The sequence below is a fragment of the Mycobacterium mantenii genome (assembly GCF_010731775.1).
GTDB classification, from domain to species: domain Bacteria; phylum Actinomycetota; class Actinomycetes; order Mycobacteriales; family Mycobacteriaceae; genus Mycobacterium; species Mycobacterium mantenii.
In genome coordinates, this window is record NZ_AP022590.1 from 2,362,890 (window position 1) to 2,386,650 (window position 23,761).

Below are 23,761 nucleotides of genomic sequence, written 5' to 3' on the forward strand. Positions count from 1 at the left end.
GATGACGGACCAGGTGACCCAGCGCACGAACGCGCCGCACGTCCGGGGCCTGACTGAGAGCGAAGCCGCCGGCATCGAGGTGTTCGACAAGCCTGGCGCAGGCTCATGGACGTCGTGGTTCGGGCTCGACACCGGCCCGGTATCGTTCCGGGACTCGTTCGACCCCGCGTTCTACGAGCTGGAAAAGGACGCGGTGTTCCGCAAATCATGGCTGAACCTCGGCCGCGTCGAGCAACTACCGCGGCGCGGCAGTTACTTCACCAAGGAGCTCAAGTTCCTGGGCATCTCGATCATCGTGGTGCGTGGAATGGATGAGAAAATCCGTGCGTTCCACAATGTCTGCTCGCACCGGGGCAATCGCCTGGTCTGGGACGACTACCCGGACCGGGAGACTCGTGGCATGTGCAGGGCGTTTTCCTGCAAGTACCACGGCTGGCGGTACAGCCTGGATGGGCAGATCTCCTACGTCCACAATGCGCCGGAGTTCTTCGACCTCAATGCCGACGAGCTCGCGCTTCCGCAGGTCCACCTCGACACCTGGGCCGGCTTCATCTGGATCAACCTCGACGAGAAGCCTCGGCAGAGCCTTCGCGAGTTCCTGACGCCCACGGTCGCCAAGCTGGAGACCTACCCGTTCGAGAAGATGACGCAGACCTATGTTTTCGAATCCGAGGTCGAGGCGAACTGGAAGCTGTTTGTGGACGCCTTCCAGGAGGTGTACCACGTGCCCTATGTGCATGGAAAGCTCAACAACCCGGCGGCTGAACAGACCGGGGTGGACAAAATCCCGTTCATGATTCCGTACTGGGCGCCCTATGGGAAGCACCGGCTCTTCTCCTCCGTCGGTCCGCTCGGCAACGCCAACCTGCGGGTGCGAAAGGCGGCCGACGCGCTGTTCCAGGCCGGGCTGCTCGGCACCGACTACACGCCGGATGTGGGTCCCCTCGGGGACGGCGTCAACCCCGGCGGCATCGATCGCTGGGGCGCGGACTCGTGGCAGATTTATCCCAATTTCGTGGTGGTCACCTGGAATCGCAACCACTACTTCACCTATCACTACTGGCCGCTGAGCCCGACCAGGCACAAATTCGAATGGACAGTCAACTTCGTGCCGCCTACCACGACCCGCGAGCGACTCGCCCAGGAGCACGCGGCGATGGTGATCCGCGAGGGTGGCCTGCAGGACGCCGCGACGCTCGAGGCCACCCAGATGGGCATCGCGTCGGGCGCTCGCAAGCAATTCTTCCTGTGCGACCAGGAGGTCGCCATCCGGCACCTGCATAAGGTTGCGCAGGACGACGTCGCGGCCTACGCCCGGGAGGCGGGCCTGACCGGCAACGGGACCGACCGGTGACCGCCGTTACCGCGAGGCTGCCCGAGCAGTTCGCCGACCTGGAACCGTTCGCCCGAATCTGGTCGTTGGAGACCGGCCAGCAGCGCTGGGAGCAGCGACTGCGCAGCACGATGGCAGAACTCCAGGCGTTCTATGATGCTGTCTTTCCCAGGGCTGAAGCGATCCTGGAATACCTCGACCCGCTGCCACTCGATGACCTGCCGGACCAGGCAATCAACCTAATGCGGCTGCTCTACTCGTTGAGCATCGTGTCGATGGCCACGGACCTGTTCAAACAGCCGAAAACGCCGGACTCGGGAGCGACCTACCTCGACTGGGTTATCGAACCCTTTCCCTGAGCCCACCGTCTGGCGTAAGCCTCGAACCAGAGCAGCGAGTCGGGCTCGACGAGTGAGCTGCGGCTGGCAACGGCATCGGCGGCAGCGCCGGCAAGGATCCGCTTCACCGGCACCTCGAGTTTCTTGCCGGATAAAGTGCGCGGAATGTCGGGGACCCGCTCGATCAGGTCGGGGACGTGCCGCGGCGACAGCTGCGAACGCAGGGTCGTGACGATCTCCCCGCGTCTCACATCGTCAAGATCGCTCCCCTCGTCCGTGCTCACGAACAGCGCCAGTGTGCCCAGCGACCCGGCATCGCTTTCGAGGTGCACCACCAGCGAGTCGCGCACCCAGGGCAACTCCTCCACCACGGCGTAAAAGTCAGACGTCCCCAGCCGCACGCCGCCGCGGTTGAGGGTGGCATCCGAGCGACCGGACAGCACCGAAGCGCCATCGTCGGTGAAGGTGATCCAGTCGCCGTGGCGCCACACGCCCGGGTAGGTGGAAAAGTAGGCGGCTCGCAGCAGCTCACCATCGAGGTCGCCCCAGAATTTGACCGGCATCGACGGCATGGGCTGGGTGATTACCAGCTCGCCTTGAACGCCTGCGGGACAAGGGCTCCCGGCAGGATCGAAAGCCTCGGCGGCCACACCGAGCATCCGGCAGCTGATTTCGCCGGCTCGCACGGGCAGCAGCGGCGTGGATCCGACGAACGCGGCAGCGACGTCGGTGCCCCCGCTCATCGAGCACGGCTGCACGCCTGCGCCGAGCACTTCTCGAATCCAGCGGAACCCGTCCGGCGGCAGCGGCGCGCCGGTCGAGCCGAGGACCCGCAGCCGATGCGCAGGCGGCTGGACGCCGGCCTTGCGTGACGCCATGATGAACGGCGCGCTGACCCCGAAGACGTCAAGCTCGGTCTCGGCGGCCAGCCGCCACAACGTCGAGAGGTCGGGATATCCCGGGTCCCCGTCGAACAGCACAAGCGTCGCCCCGACAAGCAGGCCGCCTAACAGGTAGTTCCACATCGTCCAGCCCGTCGTGGTGAACCAGCTGAAGCGATCGCCTGGCGACAGATCGTGTTGCAGCGCCATCGTTTTCAGATGTTCGATGACGATGCCGCCGTGGCCGTGCACGATCGGCTTCGGCAGACCGGTCGTTCCCGAGCTGAACAACACGCAGAGAGGGTGGTCGAAGGGGACGGGGTCATAGACCATGGGCTCCTGCTCGGCGAGGAGGCCCGCCCAGCCGTCCGGCCCTACGTCGAGGTAGCGCAGGTGGATTGTGTGCTGCAGCGTCGGAAGAGTGGCCTCGATTGCGGCCACCTCGCCGCGGCGATCGATGCAGCGTTGGCCATAGCGGTAGCCGTCGACGGCGAGCAACACCTTCGGCTCGATTTGGCCGAACCGGTCGATCACCGCTCGCGTACCGAACTCGGGTGCGCAACTGGCCCAGATCGCGCCGAGGCTGGCGGTTGCCAGGAACGCGATCAGCGTCTCGGGGATGTTGGGGGCGTAGGCGCACACGCGATCGCCGCGGCCGACGCCAAGGCGGCGCAATCCAGCGCGGCAGCGGGCCACCGCGTCTTGCAGTTCGGCCCAGGTCAGCTCGACCGGATCGCGGGTCTGGCTGCGTGCCACGACCGCCACGGCGCCCGGCTGGTCGTCGGCGCGGGCCAGGGCGTGCTCGGCGAAGCTCAGCGTGCCGCGCGGAAACCATTGGGCGCCCGGCATTGTGCGCGTCGCAAGCACCTCACTCGGACACTCGTGCCACCGCACGCCCGCCCACTCGGCGAACGTCCCCCAGAACGCATCGAGATCGTCGACGGACCACCGCCAGAGTTCCGGATAGCCGTCGAAGGCGAGGCCGTGCTGGTCGCGCAGGAATGTCAGATAGTGCCCGACCCGGCTGCGCTCCAACACGTCGGCCGGCGGCGACCACACGACCTCAGGTCGCGACACAGCAGTCAGGGTGAGCTGGGCGAGGGCACGTCGGCGAGGGCTGCGACACCGTCGGGCAACACGGTGGGCTCATCGATATCGGCCACCTGCTCGAACACGAAGGCGCGCATGGTGTCGCGGTCCAGCGCATCGGTGAAGAACTGGGCCGACACCCCCATCAGACGAGGCAGCAGCGCTCGAGCGTCGGGAACGAGATCGACGTCGTCGATCTCGTAGATCGTGACGTACTCGAAGCCGGGTGCCGTGGCCCGCTCCGGCAACAATTGCTCCTTCGCAAGCCGGAACCGCCGGGCCCGGACGAAGCCGGGCAGCAGCAACGAATCGGGGACGTGATGCTCGTTGTACCAGCGGTTGAACTCGACATCGTCTTCTGGCGAGGTCGGCCGCGACACCACGAGGAAGATGCCCTTGCCGGCCATCACCCCTCCTCCCAGCGGCATCAGCAACCGCGTCAGTCCCCAGGCTTTCCAGATGGAAAAATACTATATACTATTGCTCATGTAGGCCCGGCTCCGCGGTGACTCTTACCCCGTGGCCGGCCAACGATCCTCCTGCGCTTAGACGAAAGGGTGACAACATGACGGACGTCCAGAGCAGACCCTTCATCCCGACCGGCAACGAGGGCGCCGAGCAATTCCAAAAGCCGCCAGAGGGGTCCTGGACCAAGTCTTTCGGGCTCGACACCGGGGCGGTTTCTTTCCGGGACTCCTACGATCCGGAGTTCTACCGGCTGGAGAAGGAGGCGGTGTTCAAACGCTCCTGGCTGCACCTGGGGCGGGTGGAGGAGCTACCCCGCAAGGGCAGCTATTTCACCCGGGAGCTCACCTTTCTCGGATGGTCAATCCTGGTCGTTCGAGGGATGGACGACCAGATCCGTGCGTTCCACAACGTCTGCTCGCACCGCGGCAACAAGCTCGTCTGGGACGAGCACCCCAAGAAGGAGGCCAAAGGGACCTGCCGTGCGCTCGCGTGCAAGTACCACGGCTGGCGCTACGGGCTCGACGGCGAGATCAGCTACGTCCACAACGCCCCGGAGTTCTTCGACCTCGACCCGGCAAAGCTCGCCCTGCCGAAGGTGAACCTCGAAGTCTGGGCCGGGTTCATCTTCATAAACCTGGCCAAGGAGCCTACGCAGAGCCTCCGCGAGTTCCTGACGCCGGCGGTCACCAAGCTGGAAACCTATCCGTTCCACAAGATGACCCAGCGGTATGTCTTCGATTCGACGATCAAATCGAACTGGAAGCTGTTCATGGACGCCTTTCAGGAGGTGTACCACAACCCGTTCGTGCACGGGAAGCTCAACGACCCGAACCTTCCGCAGACCGGCGTCGACAAAATTCCGACCATGGTTCCGTACTTCGCCGCGTACGGCAAACACCGGCTCTTCACCTCGGGTGGCCCGCTGGCCAACGTGAAGGTCCGCAAGGCCCGTCCGGCCGACGCTATGTTCGGGGCCACCTTCTACGGGCCACTCGACGTGCCGGACGTAGGCCCACTCGGCGACGCGTTGAACCCTGGTGGCATCGAGAACTGGGGGCTCGATTCCTGGAAGATCTATCCGAACTTCGACATCATCACGTGGGGCCGCAACTGGTTCATCACCTACCAGTACTGGCCCGTTGATGAAAGCACGAACCGCTTCGTGTGGACCGTCAACTTCGTGCCACCCAAGAACGCCCGTGAACGGCTGGCGCAGGAGCACTGCCTGATCACCACTCGCGAGTTCCTGATCCAGGACGCCAACACCCTCGAGGCCACCCAGCAGATGGTCGCCACCGGAGTCCGCGACGACTACTACATCGGAGACCAGGAGGTGGCAGTGCGCCATTTCCACAAGGTGATCCAGGATGATGTCGAGGACTATCGACGCGAGCTGCAGCAGAAGGGAACCCGGGCCTGATGAGCACAACAAAGCAGCTACCGGACCAATTCGCGGACTTGCAGCCATTCGCCGAGAAATGGGCGCTGCCAACCGGTCCCGAGCGCTACCAGGCCAGGCTGACGGCCAGCATGAACGAGATCCAGCCGTTCTACGACGCCGTGGTGGCGCGCGGCGAGGAGGCGCTGGCCTACCTGGAGCAGTTCGAGGATCTCGCCGACATGCCCGACCCCGCACGCCACCTCATGTGGTTGCTCGCGTCCTTCAGCACGGTCTCGTTCTGCGTCGACGTGTTCAAGCAGCCGCAGATCCCGGACTCCAACGCGGCGACGCTGGACTGGGTGCTCGAGCCGTCGATGTGACCCCACGGTGAGCAACCGGTGACCTTCGTCATCACCGGCGCGACCGGCAAGTTGGGCGCGCTCACCGTCGACGCACTGCTGCACCGCGGTGTGGAGCCCAGCGACATCGTCGCTGCGGGGCGTGCCAAAGGCCGGCTCGCGGAGCTGGCGGCTCGGGGCGTCCGAGTGGCACAAATCGATTTCGACGATTCGTCGTCGCTACGGGCAGCTTTCGACGGAGCCAATCGCGTCCTATTGGTCTCAGCGCCGGGCAACCCGCATCGAAAGTTACAGCACCGCAACGCCATTCAAGCGGCCGAAGCCGCCGGCGTACAACTTCTCGCCTATACGAGCTGGGTCCATGCCGATACCAGCACGATGCTGGTCGCCGTCGACCATCGGGCAACCGAGCAGGCGCTCGACAGCGTGAGCACGCCTCGGGTGGTGCTGCGCTGCGCGGGCTATTTCGAGGCCCGAACCGGGATGATCCCCTTCTGGCGCACCCTCGGCGAAGTGCTCGGCGCCGCCGGCGATGGGCGGGTGAGCTCGGTGTCGCGGGTCGATCTCGCCGTTGCGGCGGCGGTGGTGCTCACCACCGACGGCCATGACGGGGCGATCTACGAGCTGGCGGGCGATGAGCCGTACACGCTGTCGGAGTTCGCCGCGGAGCTCAGTCGCCAAACCGGCGATCGGCTGCCCTACGTTGACGTCGACGTCGACGAATTCGAGGCGCGGCTGGTCGGCGCGGGGCTACAACGGCGCCTGGCGGTCAACCTCGCCGATTACGATCGTGCTGCCGCCGCCGGCGAAGCGCTGGTTGAGACCGGAGAACTCCGTCGTCTCGTGGGCCGCCCACTCACCGAACTGTCGGAGGCGATTGCGCGAGCACTCGCGAAGCAGTGACGTGGAACGGCAACGTCTTCGGGAATCCTCGCCAAATCGTATTAGATATAATATTCTATCTACGCAAACTGCAAAGGAGCAGAAGTGGCGTATCGGGTTGTGCATTGGGGTACCGGCAACACGGGCGGCCCCGCGCTGCGAGGGGTGATCAACCACCCCGATCTGGATCTCGTCGGGCTGCTGGTTCACAGCAAAGGAAAAGTGGGCAAGGACGCCGGCGAGCTGTGCGGAATCGACCCGGTAGGGGTCAAGGCCATCGACGACCCCGACGCGTTACTCGCCATTGACGCAGACTGCCTTGTCTACATGGGCGACTATCCGCTTCGCCCGGCCGAAGCGATCGCCGATGTGTGCCGCTTCCTGGAAGCCGGCCGAAACGTGGTGTCGACGTCGTTCCTCGACCTGGTGTATCCGCCGGCCGCACCGGCTGATCGGCGTGAGCCAATCGAACGCGCCTGTGCGGCAGGAGGTACGACGTTCTTCTGCAACGGCGCCGACCCGGGTTATGCCAGCGACCTGATGCCGCTGACGCTGTTGTCACTGATGGACGACATCGACGAGGTCCGCATCCAGGAGATCAGCAACTATAAACATTACGATCACCCGGAGCTGCTCCGAAAGATCGTCGGTTACGGGCAACCGCTGGACTTCGAATCCCCTTTTTTCGCAGGCGGAAAGCTGACCGAATGGTTCGGCGGGATGATTCACCTCATCGCCGATCAACTCGGCGTCAAGCTCGACGAGATCCGTCAAATCGGTGAGCTGGCACCGGCGATAAACACGGTCGACGCGGCTATCGGCCGTATCGAAGCGGGCACCGTCGGCGCCATGCGGTTCGAACTCCAGGGACTCGTGAACGGCGGTCCCGCGATCGTGATCGAACATTCGTCGCGGATCGACGACGACGCCGCCCCCGACTGGCCGCGCGGCACGCGCGGCGACAAATGCTACAAGGTCATCATCGAGGGCCGGCCTCGCATCGAGTGCGAGATCGAGATGCTCGCCGAGGATGGCACCCGAGGGCTGTTGATCGCGTGTGCGATGCGGGTGGTCAACGCAATCCCCTATGTGTGCGATGCGGCCCCGGGCCTGCTGAGCACGCTTGACCTACCGATGCTCTTCGGACGCAACGTCAAATTCTGAAAGGTTGATCGATGGATAGCGCACTGTCGGGCAAAGTCGCGCTGGTTACCGGTGCGGGCCAAGGGGTTGGCGAGGGCTGCGCCATCGCGTTGGCCGACGAGGGCGCAGCCGTTGCCTGCGTCGGTCGCACGCTGTCAAAGGTCGAACGAATAGTCGAAACGATCGAATCCCGTGGCGGGTCCGCGATCGCGGTCCGCGCCGACGTGACCGACCCCGACGACATCCGCGCGAGCGTGGACGAAACACTCAAGCGCTTCGGCACCATCGACATTCTGGTGAACAACGCGGTGGAGCCACCGGCTGGCCGGTTGAACGACCTGGAAGAAGACGCCCTCGAGCGAGGGTGGCGTTCAGGGCCGCTCGCGGCGTTTCGGTATATGCGTGCGTGCTATCCGCATCTCAAGGGCGACGGGGTCATCGTGAACATGGGGACAGGTTCGGCATTGTTGCCCAACCTATCCGGCGTCGGGGCCTACGGAATGGTCAAGGAGGCCATGCGGACACTGACACGAGCTGCGGCGTGTGAGTGGGGATCCGACGGGATCCGTGTAAACGCGGTGCTACCCCTGGCATTGTCGCCTGCCATGCAGGCATACATGGAGAACATCCCTTCCGGGCGGCACAACCCTGCCGAAACCGTCCCGCTCGGCAGGATAGGCGACGTTGTCGAGGACATCGGTCGTGCTGTTGCCATGTTGTGCCGACCCGAGATGAGTTACGTCACCGGAACCACACTCGCGCTCGACGGCGGCCAAGCCCCGATGCGCTGAGGTTGATGCGCCGAGCCGTCTTGCCGTCGTGGGGAAGGAACGTAATCGATGATGCTGTGCGGCAAGGTAGTGCTCATCACCGGCATCGGCGGCGGACAAGGGCGGGAGGCGGCGCTGCGCTTCGCCGCCGAAGGAGCCGTGGTGGTTGGCTGTGACATCAACGGCAGCACGGCACGAGAAACGAAACTGGCGGTCGACGGGGCGGGGCTGGACGCGGACATCGCGGTTGACGACGTGGATCTGGGTGAGCCCGAGCAAGCACGATCATGGGTCGAGGCGGCCGCGCAACGACACGGCAGGATCGACGTGGTCTACAACAACGGTTCGGCGGCACGCATGGGCTCGATCGCTGAAATGTCCGTTGAAGACTGGCGATTTACCGTGCGCAACGAGCTTGATCTCGTCTTTTTTGTGACGAAGTACGCTTGGCCATTCCTCGTCGAATCTGGCGGCGGCACGATCATCAATGTTGCCTCGGTCGCCGGGTGGGTCGGCAACCGGTCGTTACAGCTGGTGGCGCACATGGCGGCAAAAGGCGGCGTGATCGCGATGACACGGCAAATGGCCGCCGAAGGCGGACCCGCAGGCATCCGCGCGGTCAGCATCAGCCCGGGCGGAATCGAGACGCCCGCCATTGCCCACCTGCTCGCCGTTCCCGAGGTGCGTGCTGAGGCGGTCAGTCAAAACCTTTTGCCCCGAATCGGTACACCGGCAGATGTGGTGGGCCTTGCGGTTTTCCTCGCCTCGGACCAGGCCAGCTACATCACCGGCTCGGATTTTGTCGTCGACGGCGGGCTGACGGCGGTCTAAAACCGAAATTGTCAGCGGTGACTAGAGTTTGGGGTCCGGTGGATTCAAAGGAATACCCGTGATCAACGCCGCTGCCGTCCTTGATCACCATGCGGCGATCCGCCCAGATAAGATCGCGCTAGCCTGGCGGGGCGGCGAGTACACCTATGCCCAGCTGCTCGAGCGGGTGAATGCGGTCGCCGCCGCACTGGCGGAGAGAGGAATCCGCGAAGGCGACCATGTCGCGCTTCTGATGCAGAACACCCCGGAGTTCATCGAAACGGTCTACGCCGCCAATCGATTAGGCGCGGCGTTTCTGCCGCTCAACTTCCGTCTCGCCCCGGCTGAATGGCGCTACATCCTCGACCATGGCCGGGCTGCGGCGGTGGTGACCGAAGCGCTGTTCGAGACGGATCTCACGAGCGTGATCGAGGGACTCCCCATCGGCGTCCGACTGACAATCGACCGGCCCGCAACGGGAGCATTCGACCGTTATGACGATGTCGTGGCCCGGCATCAGGGGAAGTTCGTTGCGCCCGTGGATGTCTCGCCAGAAACACTGCAACGCCTGATGTACACGTCGGGCACGACTGCCCGCCCGAAAGGCGTATGCATCACGCATTCGAATTTCGCGTGGAAAACACTCGGCTTACTCGTGCAGTTCGGTTGGAATCACACCGACATCACGGTCGTGGGTGGACCTCTCTACCACGTCGGAGCACTCGACATGGGTGGCATCAGCACGCTGCACGTCGGCGGAAGTCTGGTGCTACAGAAGAAATTCGACGCTGACGGTTTGCTCGCGCTCATTGAGGAGTACCGCGCAACCAACTGCTGGCTCGCACCTGCCATGGTCAACAGCATCCTTCAATCGCCATTGCTGAAAAAGCACGACTTATCCAGTCTGAGAACAATTCTCAGTGGCGGCGAGAAGATGCCCGAAGCTCGGCTCCGACAGCTGTTGGAGGTGCTTCCCGACCTCTGGTTCGCCGATGCTTACGGCCTGACCGAAACGTTGTCCAGCGACACCTTTCTCGATCGCGACCATATGGTCTCCAAGCTCGGTTCGGTTGGGTTACCACTCCCGCACCAAGAGATCCGGATCGTCGACGACGCAGGCGAAGCCGTGTCTACCGGGACGGTGGGTGAGATCACCGTGCGCGGACCCAAGGTGTTCAGCGGCTATTGGCGAGACGCGGACGCGACCGCGGCTGCGATCCGCGATGGATGGTTCCACACTGGGGACATGGGCCGAAGGGACGAGGACGGCTACCTTTACGTCGAGGACCGCAAGAAGGACATGCTGATCTCCGGCGGCGAGAACATCGCCTCCCCCGAGGTGGAACGCGTACTCTACGAGCATCCCGCGGTGCTCGAGGCCGCCGTGGTCGGGCACCCCGATGAAAAATGGGGCGAGGTTCCCAAGGCGATCGTGGTGCTGCGGACGGGCGCCGAAGCAACCGCCGGAGAACTGATCGACTTCTGTCGCGACCGTCTCGCCCGCTTCAAGGTGCCCCGCTATGTCGAATTCATCGACGCGCTCCCCCGTACGCCCTCGGGCAAGGTGCTCAAACGCGAACTCCGCCTGGCGGCTAGCGGCGAAGGGGCGAGCCGATGAGCGCGCCGGTGCGACCACTGGACGGAAAAGTCGTCTGGGTCACCGGCGCGGGCAAGGGTCTCGGCCGCGCGATCGCCACGGGACTCGTCGCGGACGGCGCCACCGTGATCGCGACCGCGCGCACCCTCGAAACACTCGAGTCGCTGGTGGGCCAACACCCCACGGGTGCGGTTGTGCCGGCACCTGGTTCGGTCGCCGACGAAGCCGATATTGCCCGAATCATTGAGTCACTACCGGAATCCGATGAGGGGCAACGTCGGTTGGACGGTTTGGTCAACTGTGCCGGCATCAGTCCGGCGTTCGTGCGCAGCGAACATCTCGCCGCCGACACCTTCCGTTCTATCCTCACAACGAACACAGTTGGGACGTTTTTGTGCGCTCGTGCGGCTGCGCAGGTCATGCTCGCCCAGTCTCGGGGTGGGTCGATCGTCAACGTCAGTTCGGTACACGCCCGCGCCGGCTATCCGCGGATCGCCGCTTACGCCGCCAGCAAGGGCGCTGTCGAGGCTCTCACCGCGACGCTCGCCGTCGAATGGTCCCAACGCGGTGTTCGGGTCAACACCTTGGCGCCGGGCTACTTCCCCACCGAACTCAGTCGCGGCCTGCTGGAAAGTCGTTGGGGCGAAGACGTACTCCGCAGAATCCCGATGGCACGTGTTGGCCAACCCGCCGAATTGACCGGCGCGGTCAGCTTTCTGCTCAGCGATGCGTCTAGCTACGTGACCGGCGCAACGCTCACAGTCGATGGAGGGTGGCAGGCATGGTGAACTCGACTCATGACGATCCGCCGGTGCTGATCGAATCCGATAACGGCATCGCGACCATTCAGCTCCACCGGCCGCCACTGAACCCGCTCAGCACGGTTATGCGGGACGCGCTGATCGTGGCGATTCGGGCCGTCGCCGACGATCCTGACGCCAGAGCATGCATCGTGCACGGCGGTGCGGAGAACTTCGCCGCCGGCGCCGACATCAAAGCGCTGGCCGCGATGGGCTACGAACAAATTGTGACGTGGAACGAACGTCTGCATCACGCATTCACCGCGCTGTCCAAATTACCCATACCGGTGATCGCGGCAGTCAACGGCTATGCCCTCGGCGGCGGCCTCGAACTCGCCCTTGCCGCCGACTTCCGGATCGGCTCGCGGGCATGCAAGGTCGGGCTTCCCGAAGTGACGTTGGGGATCGTCCCCGGTTCAGGCGGTACACAGCGGCTCTCACAAATCGTCGGCCGCAGCACCGCGAAACTGCTCATAATGACCGGCCGGCAGATCGCTGCTGACGAGGCGTTGCGCCTGGGCATTCTCGACGAAGTCGTCGAGCCCGATGACACCGTCGGACGCGCCCGTCAGCTAGCCGAAACCCTCGCTGCCGCACCGCGTTATGCGGTACGAGCCATCAAGGAATGCGTGGACGCCGCCGTGCCACTCGACGACACCGCGCTGGCTCTGGAACGCTCGGCATTGGCCGGCATGTTCGCCACCGGTGATCGAGACGAGGCAATGACCCGATTCCTGCACCGTCGCCACTGAACGATCCACTGACGCAAGACCAACCCGGGAGGACCCCATGCAAGCACTCCGGTGGCATGCCAACAACGACCTGCGACTCGAGGAGGTGCCGACACCCGATGCTGGACCGCACGACGTCGTGATCGAAGTATCGGCATGTGGAATCTGCGGGACCGATCTTCACGAATTCCAGCACGGCCCCAACATGATTCGACACACCCCCCATCCGTTGAGTGGCGTCACACCGCCACTCACCCTGGGCCACGAGTTCAGCGGCCATGTCGTCAGTGTCGGCGACACGATCACCGATCTACAGGTCGGCCAACTGGTCACCGTGGACCCGTGTCTCCGCTGCGGGTCGTGTCCGTCCTGCCTCCGGGGCGATTATCACCTCTGCACGAAAGGCGGCTCGGTGGGGTTGGCCTCCGACGGTGCGTTCGCATCCCACGTTCTGGTCCCGCGAGTAAATGTATTACCCGTCCCAGCCGGGGTTCCCGCGGAATGGGCGGCGGTGGCTGAGCCGCTCGCGGTCGGATTGCACGCCGCCACACGAGCAGATGTCGGTCCCGGTGACGTCGTGCTGATCACCGGTGGCGGGCCGATCGGGATCGCATCGCTGCTCGGTGCGCTCAGCCGCGGCGCCGCAGCGGTATACGTTAGCGAACCGCTGCCCGAGCGAGCAGAACTGGCACGCAGGTTCGGGGCTACCGAAGCGTTCGACCCGACCACGACAGACGTCCGACGGGAGGTATTCCTGCGGTCGGGCAGAGTCGGACCAGATGCCGCGATCGAAGCGACCGGGCGCCCCGAAGCATTCGAGCTCGCCATCACCGCGGTCCGGCGCGGTGGCCGCGTCAGCATCGTCGGCATCTCCGACCAGCGACTCGACGTCGACCTCCGACAGGTCGTCCTTTTCGAGCGCAGCGTGCTGGGCGCGCTGGGTTACCACCATGACATCGAACGAGTGCTCAAGCTGATGGCTACCGGCCGCCTCGACCCCCAGCCGTTCATCACCGATGTTCGCCCGCTGGAGAGCGCCATCGACACGTTTGTGCAACTGGCGACCTCGCCGGCCGACCAACTCAAAGTTCTTTTGACCCCGAAAGGGTGACCATGGATTTTTCGTTCGATACGCAGACGAGCGAACTTCGCGACCTGTGTCGCGCCTTCGCCCAAAAAGAAATTGCTCCACATGCCGCCCAGTGGTCGGAACAACACCGTTTCCCCACCGAGGTGTTCAAGAAAATGGGCGAACTCGGTCTCATGGGCATGTTGGCTCCCGAGGAATACGGCGGCACCGACGTGGGATTCGTTCCCTATGTGGCGGCGATGGAGGAGATCGGCGTCGCGGATCAATCAGTGGCGACGAGTTGGAACGCTCACACAACGATCGCGTCGCTGCCGCTGATCCGGTACGGCACGCACGAGCAGAAGGAGAAATGGCTGCGCCCGCTCGCCGAAGGCACCCACATCGGTGCCTTCGGCCTCACTGAGCCGGCCGCCGGTTCGGATGCTGCGTCGATCCGCACGCGGGCCCGCCGCGAGGCGGGAGGATGGCTCATCAACGGCACCAAGATGTTCATCACCAACGCGGGCACCGACATGAGCCTCGGCGTCAGCCTGCTGGCAGTGACGGACGACGACGGCGCGGCCAGACGGTACGGGACATTTTTCGTGCCCTCGGGCACTGAGGGTTTCACGCTCGGAGCGCCACTGCGCAAGCTCGGATGGAACGCCAGCGATACCCGGGAATTGGTCTTCGAAGACTGTTGGGTTCCCGACGACCATCTGATTGGAGATGACGGAACGGGTCTTCGGCAGTTTCTCGAAGTTCTCGATCCGGGACGAATCAGTGTTGCGGCGCTGAGCCTTTCACTGGCTGAGGCGGCGCTTCGATTGGCCGTGCGGCAGTGCCGGGAGCGGGAGCAGTTCGGCCGGCCGATTGCGGCGTTTCAGGCAATCGCCCACAAGGTCGCCGATATGGCAACAGAGGTCGAAGCGGTCCGCTGGCTGGTGTACCGAGCTGCTTGGCTGGCCGATACCGGCCAGCCTTTCGGCCGAGCCGCGGCCATGGCCAAGTTGCACGCGTCCGAAGTGGCGAACCGCGCTGCGAGTGCCAGCCTGCAGATCCACGGGGGGTACGGCTACATGCGGGAGTCGGAGATCGCGCGGTTCTACTCCGACGCGAAGATTCTCGAAATCGGCGAAGGTACCAGCGAGATTCAACGCAACGTCATCGCGCGGTCGGTGATAGGAAAAATTTGACCGTGTCAGGCTCTTTCTCAACGGACGAACTGCTAGAGATGTATTACCGGATGTTGCTCATCCGGAATTTCGAGCAACGCACCTCACGGCTCTACGCCGAGGGCCAGGTGCCGGGCTTTGTGCATCTGTCGATCGGACAAGAGGCATCGGCCGTTGGGACTTGCTGGCCGTTGCGCTCAACGGATGGAATCGTTTCGAATCATCGGGGCCATGGACACTGCCTCGCCAAGGGCGCGGATCCCACATCGATGTTCGGTGAGCTGATGGGCAGGGCGATCGGTACCGGCGGCGGCATGGGCGGGTCGATGCACATCGCCGACTTCGACCGTGGGATTTATGGTGCCAACGGAATCGTCGGCGCAGGGTTGCCGATCGCGGTGGGCGTTGCCGAGGGTTTCCGCCAGCAGAATCGCGATGACGTCGTGGTTGCGTTCTTCGGCGACGGCGCCATTGCCCAAGGCGCCTTCCACGAAGCCGTGAATCTCGCTGCCGTGCGCGGCCTTCCCGTTCTTTTCGTGTGTGAGAACAACCAGTATTCGGAGTTCTCGTCTTTCGACGAGCAGCACCCCGTGCCGGTCACCGCCCGTGCTTCGGCCTACGGGATCGATTGTGCGTCGGTCGACGGCAACGACGTTGTCGCGGTCGCGGCCGCCGCAATGTCATTCGTGTCGCGTATGCGTGCCGGCGAGGGGCCGTTCCTCCTCGAAACGATCACTTACCGTTGGCACGGCCACTATGAAGGCGACCCAATGCCGTATCGGACCGATGCGGAGTTGGCGCAATGGAAAGAGCGGGATCCGATCGCTGCGCTGGCCTCGGCGTTGCGCGACCGGGTTGACCGCCCTGCTATGTCCTCGGTCGAGGCGCGAGCTGAACGGGTGACCGCCGAAGCCGAGACTGCGGCCAGCGGCGCCGCACCACCGGACCCGTCGATGTTGTCCGATGCGGTCGAGGTTGGGCGAGTGGCCGCTGCTCCTGCGCGACTGGAGCCGGTCACCGCAGATGGGGATCGCGGGTTCAAGGTCATGCACGCCGTGCATGCGGCACTTGAGTATTCGCTGCAAACAGACCCCACGGTCTTCGTAGCCGGCGTCGATGTGGGCGGTGGCAATGTCTTCGGTCTGACTCGCGGATTGCGCGACAGCTTCGGACAACGAGTCTTCGACACCCCGATCTCAGAAAGTGCCGTCGTGGGCCTGGCCGTAGGCGCGGCGATGACGGGCTGTAAGCCGATAGTCGAAATCATGTACTTCGACTTCATCGGCGTAGCGTTCGATCAAATCATGAATCAGGCCGCCAAGATTCACTTCATGACCGGTGGCCGAGCGCCCGCCGCGCTGGTGATCAGGACGCAGTTCGGCTCGGGGCGGTCGTCTGCGGCACAGCACTCGCAGAGCCTCGAAGCTCTGCTCTCCCACATACCCGGCCTCACCGTCGTGATGCCGTCCACCGCCGAAGACACCTACGGCCTGCTACGCGCAGCGATAATGGATCCCAATCCCGTCATTTTCGTCGAGCACCGACTCCAATACGGGCTCAAGGGCATTCGGCCGGACCCCGATTATGTCGTTCCTCTGGGCCAAGCGGCGATCCGGCGCCAGGGTTGCGATGTCACGCTGGTGAGTTGGTCACGGATGGCGCAAACCGCGCTGGCCGCGGCGAATCAGATTGCTTCCGAAGGCATCGATGTCGAGGTCATCGACCTGCGCACCGTGGCACCATTCGACCTGGAGTGCGTTCTGCGATCTGTGCGAAAGACGAACCGGCTCGTGATTGCTCACGAGGCGCACGGCAAGGGCGGGCTCGGCGCCGAGATCGCGGCGCAGATCGCCGATATAGGTGTATGGCATCTCGACGCCCCGATCAAACGTGTGACACCGCCATTCACCCCTGCGCCGTATTCGCCTGACCTAGAACAGATCTGGCTCCCAGGCCCAAAGCAGATCATCGATGCGATACGCGAAGTGGTTGCCGACAAATAGCCCGGATGATGCGATCTGACGACAGCTCATCCAGGTGAAGCCGGCTCGTCGAGGTCGCGACCGCCGGCCAGGTCGCTGCAGTCGACCTTCTCGACGTCTGTGCGGCTGCGCAGGTAGACACCCGCGCCCTGGTCGCCGGACATTGCGGCCAGCACACCGGGCCAGTGCGGGCGAGCCAGCACGACAGGATGGCCCGGCTGGTCGCCGAAATACGCGCGGGCAAGCCCGCTGCGAGACCTCAATGCGCGGTTGAGGACTCGCGCAACCGTCTCCGGCCCGACATCGGGGGTGTCGATGACGTGCAGCACGGCGTAGGCCGCCGCCAGGTGACCTGCCTGGGCGAGGCCGGCGCGAACCGATGCGCTGAGTCCCTCACTCCAGTCCGACGCGGTCACCGTGGTGACGCCCGCCGGGGCCGGCACCTCGGCGGCACCAAGCACCAAAATGACGTCGGCACACCCGCCGTCCCGCAGCGCGCGCACCGCGATGTCCAGCCAATCGTCGACCAGTACCTTCGGTTTGCCGTAACGTCGCCCCGCGCCGGCGGCCAGCAGCACTCCGACGATGCGCGGGCTCACGGCGTCATATCGTGGTGGATGCGACCCTCGATCTCAGCCAACGGTCGACCACCACCGCCCCCGCCGCGCGCGATGATCTCCGCGGCGATCGAGACAGCGGTTTCCTCCGGCGTGCGGGCCCCGAGGTCCAGGCCGATCGGACTGGTAAGCCGGCTCAATTCGGCCTCGGTCAGGCCCGCCGCACGCAGCCGATGTAGCCGGTCGTCGTGGGTGTCGCGGGATCCCATCGCCCCCACGTAGCCGACCTGGGGCAGGCGCAGCGCCACGCACAGCACCGGGACATCGAACTTGGGGTCGTGGGTCAGCACGCAGACGGCGGTCCGGGCGTCGATCGCGCCCTGCTCGGCCTGCGCCGCCAGGTAGCGGTCGGGCCAGTCCACGAGGACCTCGTCTGCGGTCGGGAATCGGGCCGTGGTGGCAAAGACCGAGCGGGCATCGCACACGGTGACCCGGTAGCCGAGGAAGGTGCCCTGGCGCGCCAGGGCCGCGGCGAAGTCGGTCGCACCGAATACGAGCATCCGGGGGGCCGGCGCGTGGCTGGCGACGAAGACTTCCATGCCGGCGTCCTGGCGCTGGCCGTCCGGCCCGTAGGTCAGCACGGCGGTGCGTCCGGCGGCAAGCATGCCCCGGGCGTCGTCGGTGATGGCCGCGTCGGACCGTGGCGACCCGAGCGTCCCGTCGACCCACTCCGGTGTGATGATGAGCCTGCGGCCCAGCCTGGTGGGCTCGGGATGGGCGATGACGGTGGCCACGGCAATCCGGCGGTGTTCAGCAATGTGGTCGGCGACCGCCTGCAGTTGGGGGAAGGTGTCCGAGGATATCGCTTCGACGAAGACATCGATCTCCCCGCCGCAGGTGAGACCGACGGCAAACGGATCGTCAGCGTCGGCGCCGTAGCGCTGCAACTGAGGCCGGCCGGTCCGCACCACCTCGGTCGCCAATTGGTACACGGCCGCCTCGACGCAGCCACCGGAGACCGCCCCGGCGACGGTTCCGTCGGGGGCGACCATCATGGTGGCGCCCTGCGGCCGCGGGGCTGACCGCACGGTGCGGACCACTGTCGCGAGGCCGGCCGTACCACCACCTCGCCACACCGCCGTCAATTCCGTCAGGACGTCGCGCATTGCGGCTCCTAACCTACCGCGCGGCGCCTAGTCGGCCATCGGGTCGTCCGAGTCCCATGACTGTTTGAGGGGGCCCATGCCGCCGCCGACCGGGTAGAACTGCCGTTGCGCGTACAGCTCGAGCCCGACGCCGTGACTCAGTTCGTCGATACAGGCGCGCTTGAAGTTCTGGGTGAAGAGCATCCGCGTGTAGCGGGTTGCCAGCGGCGGCCGCTTGGCGATGTCGCGCGCCAGTTCCCACGCGCGTTCCAGGACACGGTCTTTCGGCAACACCTCCGCGACCGCACCCCACTCCATAGCCTGCTGAGCGGACAGCGTGTGGCCGGTCAGCATCAGGTATCGCGCCCGGTTCGGGCCGACCACCATTGGCCACGCGATGTGCTGGCCGTCGCCCGGAACCATGCCGCGCCGGTAGTGCGGTGCGTCTTGGAAAGTCGCGTCGTCGGAGGCGATCACGATGTCGCACATGAGCGGGACCTCGGAATGAATGTTGCAAGGCCCGTTCACCGCCGCGATGATCGGCACCTCGATGTCGAGCAGGTTCATGATCAGCATCCGGCCGTACCACGCACGCTCATCCATGAATTCCACGGGCGGCTTGAATCCCTTTGGGACTTCAGATTTGGCGACGGTGTCGTCGTCGGTAGAGCCTTTCGCCAGGAAACCCCAGTCCGCGTTGTAGTTCTCCCCGGTTCCGGTGTGGATGACGACTTTGATGTCGCGGTCACCGGCGATGTCTGCGAACGCATCCGCCATCCGGTCGTGCGATTCGGCGTCCCACACCAGCGGTCCGCCCTCGGTGTGGCAACGCATCAAAAGAATGCCCTCGTCGCTCAACTCGAACTGAAAGTTCGCGTAGCTGTCCTTGTAGTCCTCGAATCGCGTGCGTTTCGCCATTGCTCCCTCGTCGACCTTGACTAGATCCGCGCTAGTTATGCTGACTTGAACGTGAGATGTAGCTCCTGCAAGCCACGTATCTGATATGTGGGCAAATAATTGAATCGCCGTGCGCCGGCCGGACCATGAATGGCTTCGTTGATCTGGATCTGGTCAAGCCGGTCAAGAAGACTTTCGATGCCGACCCGCGCCTCGGCGCGGGCAAGGGCAGCACCCGGGCAGACATGCGGACCTAACCCGAAAGACCGGTGCTGGCGCGCGTTTTGACGTCCGAGGTCGAGGTCGTCGGGGTTGTCGAAATGGCGCGGATCCCGTCCGGCCGCAGCGCAGACCAGCATCAAGGTGGAGCCGGCCGGGACTTCCACGCCGCCGATGTTGGTGGGCACTTTCGTCAGCCGGAACGTCCCCTTGATCGGGCCTTCGAGTCGCAGCACCTCTTCGACGAAGTTTGGGATGAGACCGGGTTCGTCCCGGAGGCGCTGCTGCAATTGCGGGTCCTCGGCGATCCGCAGGAAAGCCGATCCTAGAAGATGAGCCGTGGTGCCGCTGCCGCCGATGAACAACGCCGATGCCAGCTGAAGGACATCTTCGATGGTTGGCGTCGATCCGTCCGGGAACGGGGCGGTGGCCATCCGCGTCAAGATGTCGTCGCGAGGATCGGCGCGCCGGTCTTCAATGTAGCGGGTGAACCGATCATGGACGAAAGAATGTGCATCCCTGGCGATCTCGCTCTTGATGCTGCCCAGCCCGCGGTCCCGGTGCTCGCCCAACATCTCGACGCGAAATTCAGGCCAGTCTTCTTCCGGGATACCCAACAATGTGCAGATGTTCATGAGCGCGTACGGGGCGGCGAACTCGTGCATGAGGTCGACCGCGCCGTTGTCGATGAACCGATCGATCTCCTGGTCCGCGAGGCCCCGCATGGCTTGCTCGGTCTCGCTGACGCGTCGGGGCGTGAAGTGTTGCCTCGTCAGTGCCCGGTGCCGGGTGTGCTGTGGCGGATCCATTGTCATGATCTCTTTACTCAGCGGCAACTGATCCCGGTACTGCTCGATCAGGTCCGCGACATCATCCCCCGCGAGTGAGACGGGAAAGCCGGGGAACGGACCGCCCGGAGCGATGCATGCCGACAACGAATCGCTGTCTGTGAAGGCGGCGGAAGCCTCGTCGTAGCCGGTGACCATCACCACGTCGTGGTGAGACTCCCGGTGTACTGGACATTTACTTCTGAGGTATTCGTAGTATGGCTGTGGGTCGCTGACGAGTTTTTCGTCACGGAAGAAGTCCACCGATTCGAAGTCGCGGCTCATAATCTCATCCTCTTGCCTCCGGGGGGTGAATTCAGCTGGAGCCGGTCTCGTCTACGGACTGGGCTCCCGAACGAATTGGATGTAGGCCGAACCGGAATCGGGGATCCTCGGCTGTTTGAAGATGTCCACGGCAAACGAGATCGTGGTGAGCGAATAGAGCAGCCACAGCAGACGAAGGGCGTCGTCAGGCAACTCTTTCAAGTCGAATTGGTCCAGGTACTCCATCGCCGCAGGCGCCCGCGGTACGAGCGCATCGTACAGCGCCTGCATATCGCCGATGGAGCTTGCGAGCCTCTTCTGGTAGCGGTCGTGATCCTTCTCAATCGACCAGTCCGCGAACGGCTCCAAATCAGCGAATTCGGTTGGGAATATTGCAGTCTCGGTCACCATCATCGGTTCACGTTCCTACCGTTGCCGTTTCCCGCCGAGTCGAGTTCCGCGCGGTATGCCGCCACGTCGTCGGTCACTACCTTATGCAGATGACGGATCAGCACCTCTTGGTCGTTGAGAAAGAACTCCCGGCGCGCGTTTGTCTCGATCATGCGCTGGGTCGCCGCGAGCGTGTTGGCGTCCTGGATCGCGAATTCACGCATGGTCGAAATGGTGTACTCCTGCGACAGACGCTCTGTCGCATTCCTGGGCGGCACGAAGTAGGCCGAGAACACGAACTTGTGCTCGTTCACGTCGGTCGGCCAGTAGTGATACGTGATGTACCAGTTCCGCGACCAGCACAAGATGACGAAGTTCGGGTATAGCTGCCAGGAATCGAGGCCCCAGTTGGGCAGCCGGGCCGGGTTGATGCCATCCCCAAGCGGTCCGATGTCGGGCACCGGGATTGGCCCGAAGAAGCCCCCCTTGAACAGCTCGTCCAGGGGTCGCGCGCTCCGGACGTTGGCGTTCGCGTTCTGGCCGCCCGAGGTGAAAAGCCGGTGTTTGCCGTACTTTCCGAAGAACGGGATCATGAACGGAACCTTGTCCACTCCGGTCGCGGGACCGGTCGGATTGTTCAGTTTCCCGTGCACATACGGGACGTGGTAGACCTCCTGGAACGCGTCCAGGAACAACTTCCAGTTCGCCTTGATGGTGGATTCCATCACATAGGTCTGCGTCATCTTCTCGAATGGATAGCTTTCGAGCTTGACCACGTCCGGGCCGAGGAATTCGCGTAGTGAGTGGCGCGGTTCCTTCTCGAGGTTGATGAAGATGAAGCCGGCCCACACCTCGAGGTGCACCTTGGGCAGACCAAGACGTTCGGGCTCGAGGTCGAAGAACTCCGCAGCGTTGTGGACATATTGGATCGATCCGTCCAACCCGTACCGCCAGCCGTGAAATTTGCAGGCGATCGCCCGGCACGTCCCTTTGGTCTCCTGGCCGGGAAACTCATCCCACACCAATTGATTGCCACGGTGCGAGCAGACGTTGTGGAACGCGCGGATCTCGTCGTCCATGCCTCTGATGATGAGCAGTGACGCGTTGAGGAATCTCAGCTCTTTGGTGAAGTAGCTCCCGCGTCTGGGTAGGTCCTCGACCCGTCCGATGTTGAGCCACGAGCGCCGGAAGACGGCTTCGGTTTCCAATTCGTAGAACTCACGCGAGAACGAATCCTCGTAGGCGATCGCTCCGGTGTCGAGGCCGAACGCTTCCGTCCAACTGCCGACAGGAGGCTTCTCGAAGGTCTCAATACCCTTGGCTTCAGCCTCAGTCAGACCCGAGATTTGCGCTGATGTCATGCCCAATGGTCCTTTCGCAACGCGCCATCCTGGCCCAGCATCCTGCTAAAGTATATCGTATATTTTCGCAGGTCAAGGCACTGCGAGAAGCTCACGTTGTCACTCCTGGTATTCAACGACGACGCGTTTCGTCACCGGATATCCCTGGCAAGTCAGCACCCACCCCTCGTCGACCTCGTCGGGCATCAACGCGGTGTTGGCCTGCATTTCCACCTGGCCCTCCTTGAGAAGCGCCATACAGGTGGCGCATTCGCCGGCCTCGCATGAAAAAGGCGGCGAGATCCCGGCTCGCCGGGCGGTCTCGAGCAGGCTCTCCCCCGCCGTGTACGGCTGTCGATACCGCCGGCCGTTCCAGGTGATGACGACCTCTTCGGTCGCCTCGCGGGCAGTCTGATCGCTGGGCGCCGTTGCGCGGAACTCCGCTGTCATTTGCCATAGCCTCACGTCGTTTTAGATACTATATATTATCGTACAGGATGGGTGCGGTCGTCTCGAGACGCGCCACCGAAGGTGGCTCACATGACCATCCCACCGTTGACGGCGTAAACCTGACCCGTGATGTACGAGGCGGCCTCGCTACAGAGGAAGGCGCAGGTCGCCGCTATCTCGTCGGCCGTCCCCTTTCTGCCGAGCGGGACACGGGTGGAGACGATCCCGTCGTCGGGAATGTTTCCCGCAGCCTGCGCGTGCCGGCTCATCGGAGTGTCGATCACCCCTGGAGGGACCGTGTTGACCGTGATGCCGCACGGCGCGAGTTCACGGGCAAGGGCCTTGGTCAGCGCGATGACACCGCCCTTGGCAGCCGAGTAGTGCGCCATTCTGGCAGTGCCCCATTGTCCGGCCGCTGACGATACCGTCACGATCCGTCCCCACCCTGCGTCGGTCATGTCGGGAATCACTGCCTGGACGCAAAGGAAGGTGCCGGTGAGGTTGACGTCGATCACCCGGCGCCACAACTCGAGGCTGATGTCGAGGCACGAGTCGTAGGGCGCGATGCCTGCACTGGTGACCATGATCGAGACCGTCCCGAGTTCGCGCCGCACGTTGCCGAGGGCGGCGTCAACCGACTCCTTGTCGGCGACGTCGACCTCGACGCCGATGGCGCGAGGACCGCTGGACGACAGTTCGGCCGCGGTTTTCGCCGCCGCCTCGCCCTGAAGGTCGAGCACAGCGACCGAGTTTCCTTGCTGCGCAAGGTGCCTGCAGATCGCCAGCCCCATCCCCGATGCGCCGCCGGTCACCACCGCCACACGCCCCATCACGACCTCCAGTCAACGTCTCAACACGGTGCGG

Annotated in this window: 24 protein-coding genes; 14 read left to right on the top strand and 10 right to left on the bottom strand. The window is 64.1% G+C overall.

The window, feature by feature from the left end:
- The first annotated feature begins 1 nt into the window (after position 1).
- Both G6N50_RS10600 and G6N50_RS10605 read left to right on the top strand, forming a co-directional pair.
- Complete coding sequence (locus G6N50_RS10600) at positions 2-1,354, top strand: aromatic ring-hydroxylating oxygenase subunit alpha (protein ID WP_083097149.1); 1,353 nt, start codon at positions 2-4, stop codon at positions 1,352-1,354.
- The gene (locus G6N50_RS10605; protein WP_083097147.1) at positions 1,351-1,692 is read left to right on the top strand and encodes a hypothetical protein; all 342 of its coding nucleotides are present in this window, start codon (positions 1,351-1,353) and stop codon (positions 1,690-1,692) included. The genes G6N50_RS10600 and G6N50_RS10605 overlap by 4 nt, the downstream gene beginning before the upstream one ends.
- Here the strand turns inward: G6N50_RS10605 and G6N50_RS10610 are convergent.
- Both G6N50_RS10610 and G6N50_RS10615 read right to left on the bottom strand, forming a co-directional pair.
- The gene (locus tag G6N50_RS10610; RefSeq protein WP_083097145.1) at positions 1,659-3,629 is read right to left on the bottom strand and encodes an acetoacetate--CoA ligase; all 1,971 of its coding nucleotides are present in this window, start codon (positions 3,627-3,629) and stop codon (positions 1,659-1,661) included. The two genes, G6N50_RS10605 and G6N50_RS10610, sit on opposite strands and share 34 nt — an antisense overlap.
- Before the next feature lie 5 nt (positions 3,630-3,634).
- Positions 3,635-4,069 (bottom strand): DUF4286 family protein, encoded by a 435-nt coding sequence (locus G6N50_RS10615; RefSeq protein WP_142275653.1) that lies wholly within the window; start codon positions 4,067-4,069, stop codon positions 3,635-3,637.
- Positions 4,070-4,206: 137 nt separating this feature from the next.
- Between G6N50_RS10615 and G6N50_RS10620 the strand changes: the two genes are divergently transcribed.
- The 12 genes from G6N50_RS10620 to G6N50_RS10675 all read left to right on the top strand — a co-directional run bounded on the left by G6N50_RS10620 (position 4,207) and on the right by G6N50_RS10675 (position 16,829).
- Positions 4,207-5,529 (top strand): aromatic ring-hydroxylating oxygenase subunit alpha, encoded by a 1,323-nt coding sequence (locus tag G6N50_RS10620; RefSeq protein ID WP_083097141.1) that lies wholly within the window; start codon positions 4,207-4,209, stop codon positions 5,527-5,529.
- Positions 5,529-5,870 (top strand): hypothetical protein, encoded by a 342-nt coding sequence (locus G6N50_RS10625; protein ID WP_083097139.1) that lies wholly within the window; start codon positions 5,529-5,531, stop codon positions 5,868-5,870. The genes G6N50_RS10620 and G6N50_RS10625 overlap by 1 nt, the downstream gene beginning before the upstream one ends.
- An 18-nt stretch (positions 5,871-5,888) precedes the next feature.
- Positions 5,889-6,752 carry an NAD(P)H-binding protein gene (locus G6N50_RS10630; protein ID WP_083097137.1) on the top strand — a complete coding sequence of 288 codons (864 nt, stop codon included), beginning with the start codon at positions 5,889-5,891 and terminating at the stop codon, positions 6,750-6,752.
- Between the two features lie 84 nt (positions 6,753-6,836).
- The gene (locus tag G6N50_RS10635; protein ID WP_142275652.1) at positions 6,837-7,895 is read left to right on the top strand and encodes an NAD(P)H-dependent amine dehydrogenase family protein; all 1,059 of its coding nucleotides are present in this window, start codon (positions 6,837-6,839) and stop codon (positions 7,893-7,895) included.
- 11 nt (positions 7,896-7,906) lie between these two features.
- Positions 7,907-8,665, top strand: a complete 759-nt coding sequence (locus G6N50_RS10640; RefSeq protein WP_083097133.1) for an SDR family NAD(P)-dependent oxidoreductase — start codon at positions 7,907-7,909, stop codon at positions 8,663-8,665.
- A 48-nt stretch (positions 8,666-8,713) separates the two neighbouring features.
- A complete protein-coding gene (locus G6N50_RS10645; protein ID WP_083097131.1) occupies positions 8,714-9,475 on the top strand; it encodes an SDR family NAD(P)-dependent oxidoreductase in 762 nt (253 codons plus the stop codon).
- Between the two features lie 58 nt (positions 9,476-9,533).
- Complete coding sequence (locus G6N50_RS10650; protein ID WP_083097129.1) at positions 9,534-11,072, top strand: acyl-CoA synthetase; 1,539 nt, start codon at positions 9,534-9,536, stop codon at positions 11,070-11,072.
- Positions 11,069-11,839, top strand: coding sequence for an SDR family NAD(P)-dependent oxidoreductase (locus G6N50_RS10655; protein WP_142275651.1), 771 nt, complete (start codon positions 11,069-11,071; stop codon positions 11,837-11,839). Before G6N50_RS10650 ends, G6N50_RS10655 begins: the two co-directional genes overlap by 4 nt.
- Positions 11,833-12,603 carry an enoyl-CoA hydratase/isomerase family protein gene (locus G6N50_RS10660; RefSeq protein ID WP_083097127.1) on the top strand — a complete coding sequence of 257 codons (771 nt, stop codon included), beginning with the start codon at positions 11,833-11,835 and terminating at the stop codon, positions 12,601-12,603. The genes G6N50_RS10655 and G6N50_RS10660 overlap by 7 nt, the downstream gene beginning before the upstream one ends.
- 37 nt (positions 12,604-12,640) lie before the next feature.
- Positions 12,641-13,693: a 2,3-butanediol dehydrogenase gene (locus G6N50_RS10665; protein ID WP_083097125.1), complete on the top strand. Its 1,053-nt coding sequence runs from the start codon at positions 12,641-12,643 to the stop codon at positions 13,691-13,693.
- A gap of 2 nt (positions 13,694-13,695) precedes the next feature.
- A complete protein-coding gene (locus G6N50_RS29330; protein ID WP_083097123.1) occupies positions 13,696-14,847 on the top strand; it encodes an acyl-CoA dehydrogenase family protein in 1,152 nt (383 codons plus the stop codon).
- A gap of 50 nt (positions 14,848-14,897) precedes the next feature.
- Complete coding sequence (locus G6N50_RS10675) at positions 14,898-16,829, top strand: alpha-ketoacid dehydrogenase subunit alpha/beta (protein WP_232068979.1); 1,932 nt, start codon at positions 14,898-14,900, stop codon at positions 16,827-16,829.
- Positions 16,830-16,855: 26 nt separating this feature from the next.
- On the opposite strand, the gene G6N50_RS10680 is transcribed toward G6N50_RS10675, so the two are convergent.
- The 8 genes from G6N50_RS10680 to G6N50_RS10715 form a co-directional block, all read right to left on the bottom strand.
- Entirely contained in the window at positions 16,856-17,407 is a 552-nt protein-coding gene (locus tag G6N50_RS10680) for a nucleotidyltransferase family protein (RefSeq protein WP_083097121.1), read from the bottom strand.
- Positions 17,404-18,531, bottom strand: coding sequence for an XdhC family protein (locus tag G6N50_RS10685; RefSeq protein WP_083097119.1), 1,128 nt, complete (start codon positions 18,529-18,531; stop codon positions 17,404-17,406). Before G6N50_RS10685 ends, G6N50_RS10680 begins: the two co-directional genes overlap by 4 nt.
- A 27-nt stretch (positions 18,532-18,558) precedes the next feature.
- The gene (locus tag G6N50_RS10690; protein WP_083097117.1) at positions 18,559-19,428 is read right to left on the bottom strand and encodes an enoyl-CoA hydratase/isomerase family protein; all 870 of its coding nucleotides are present in this window, start codon (positions 19,426-19,428) and stop codon (positions 18,559-18,561) included.
- Between the two features lie 35 nt (positions 19,429-19,463).
- On the bottom strand, positions 19,464-20,738 hold the full coding sequence (locus tag G6N50_RS10695) for a cytochrome P450 (protein ID WP_083097115.1): 1,275 nt from the start codon (positions 20,736-20,738) through the stop codon (positions 19,464-19,466).
- A gap of 51 nt (positions 20,739-20,789) precedes the next feature.
- Positions 20,790-21,125, bottom strand: coding sequence for a hypothetical protein (locus tag G6N50_RS10700; protein WP_163650954.1), 336 nt, complete (start codon positions 21,123-21,125; stop codon positions 20,790-20,792).
- A 2-nt stretch (positions 21,126-21,127) separates the two neighbouring features.
- Positions 21,128-22,468 carry an aromatic ring-hydroxylating oxygenase subunit alpha gene (locus G6N50_RS10705; protein WP_083097111.1) on the bottom strand — a complete coding sequence of 447 codons (1,341 nt, stop codon included), beginning with the start codon at positions 22,466-22,468 and terminating at the stop codon, positions 21,128-21,130.
- A gap of 99 nt (positions 22,469-22,567) precedes the next feature.
- Positions 22,568-22,897 carry a 2Fe-2S iron-sulfur cluster-binding protein gene (locus G6N50_RS10710; protein WP_083097109.1) on the bottom strand — a complete coding sequence of 110 codons (330 nt, stop codon included), beginning with the start codon at positions 22,895-22,897 and terminating at the stop codon, positions 22,568-22,570.
- 86 nt (positions 22,898-22,983) lie between these two features.
- Complete coding sequence (locus G6N50_RS10715) at positions 22,984-23,727, bottom strand: SDR family NAD(P)-dependent oxidoreductase (RefSeq protein ID WP_083097107.1); 744 nt, start codon at positions 23,725-23,727, stop codon at positions 22,984-22,986.
- Positions 23,728-23,761: the final 34 nt, after the last annotated feature.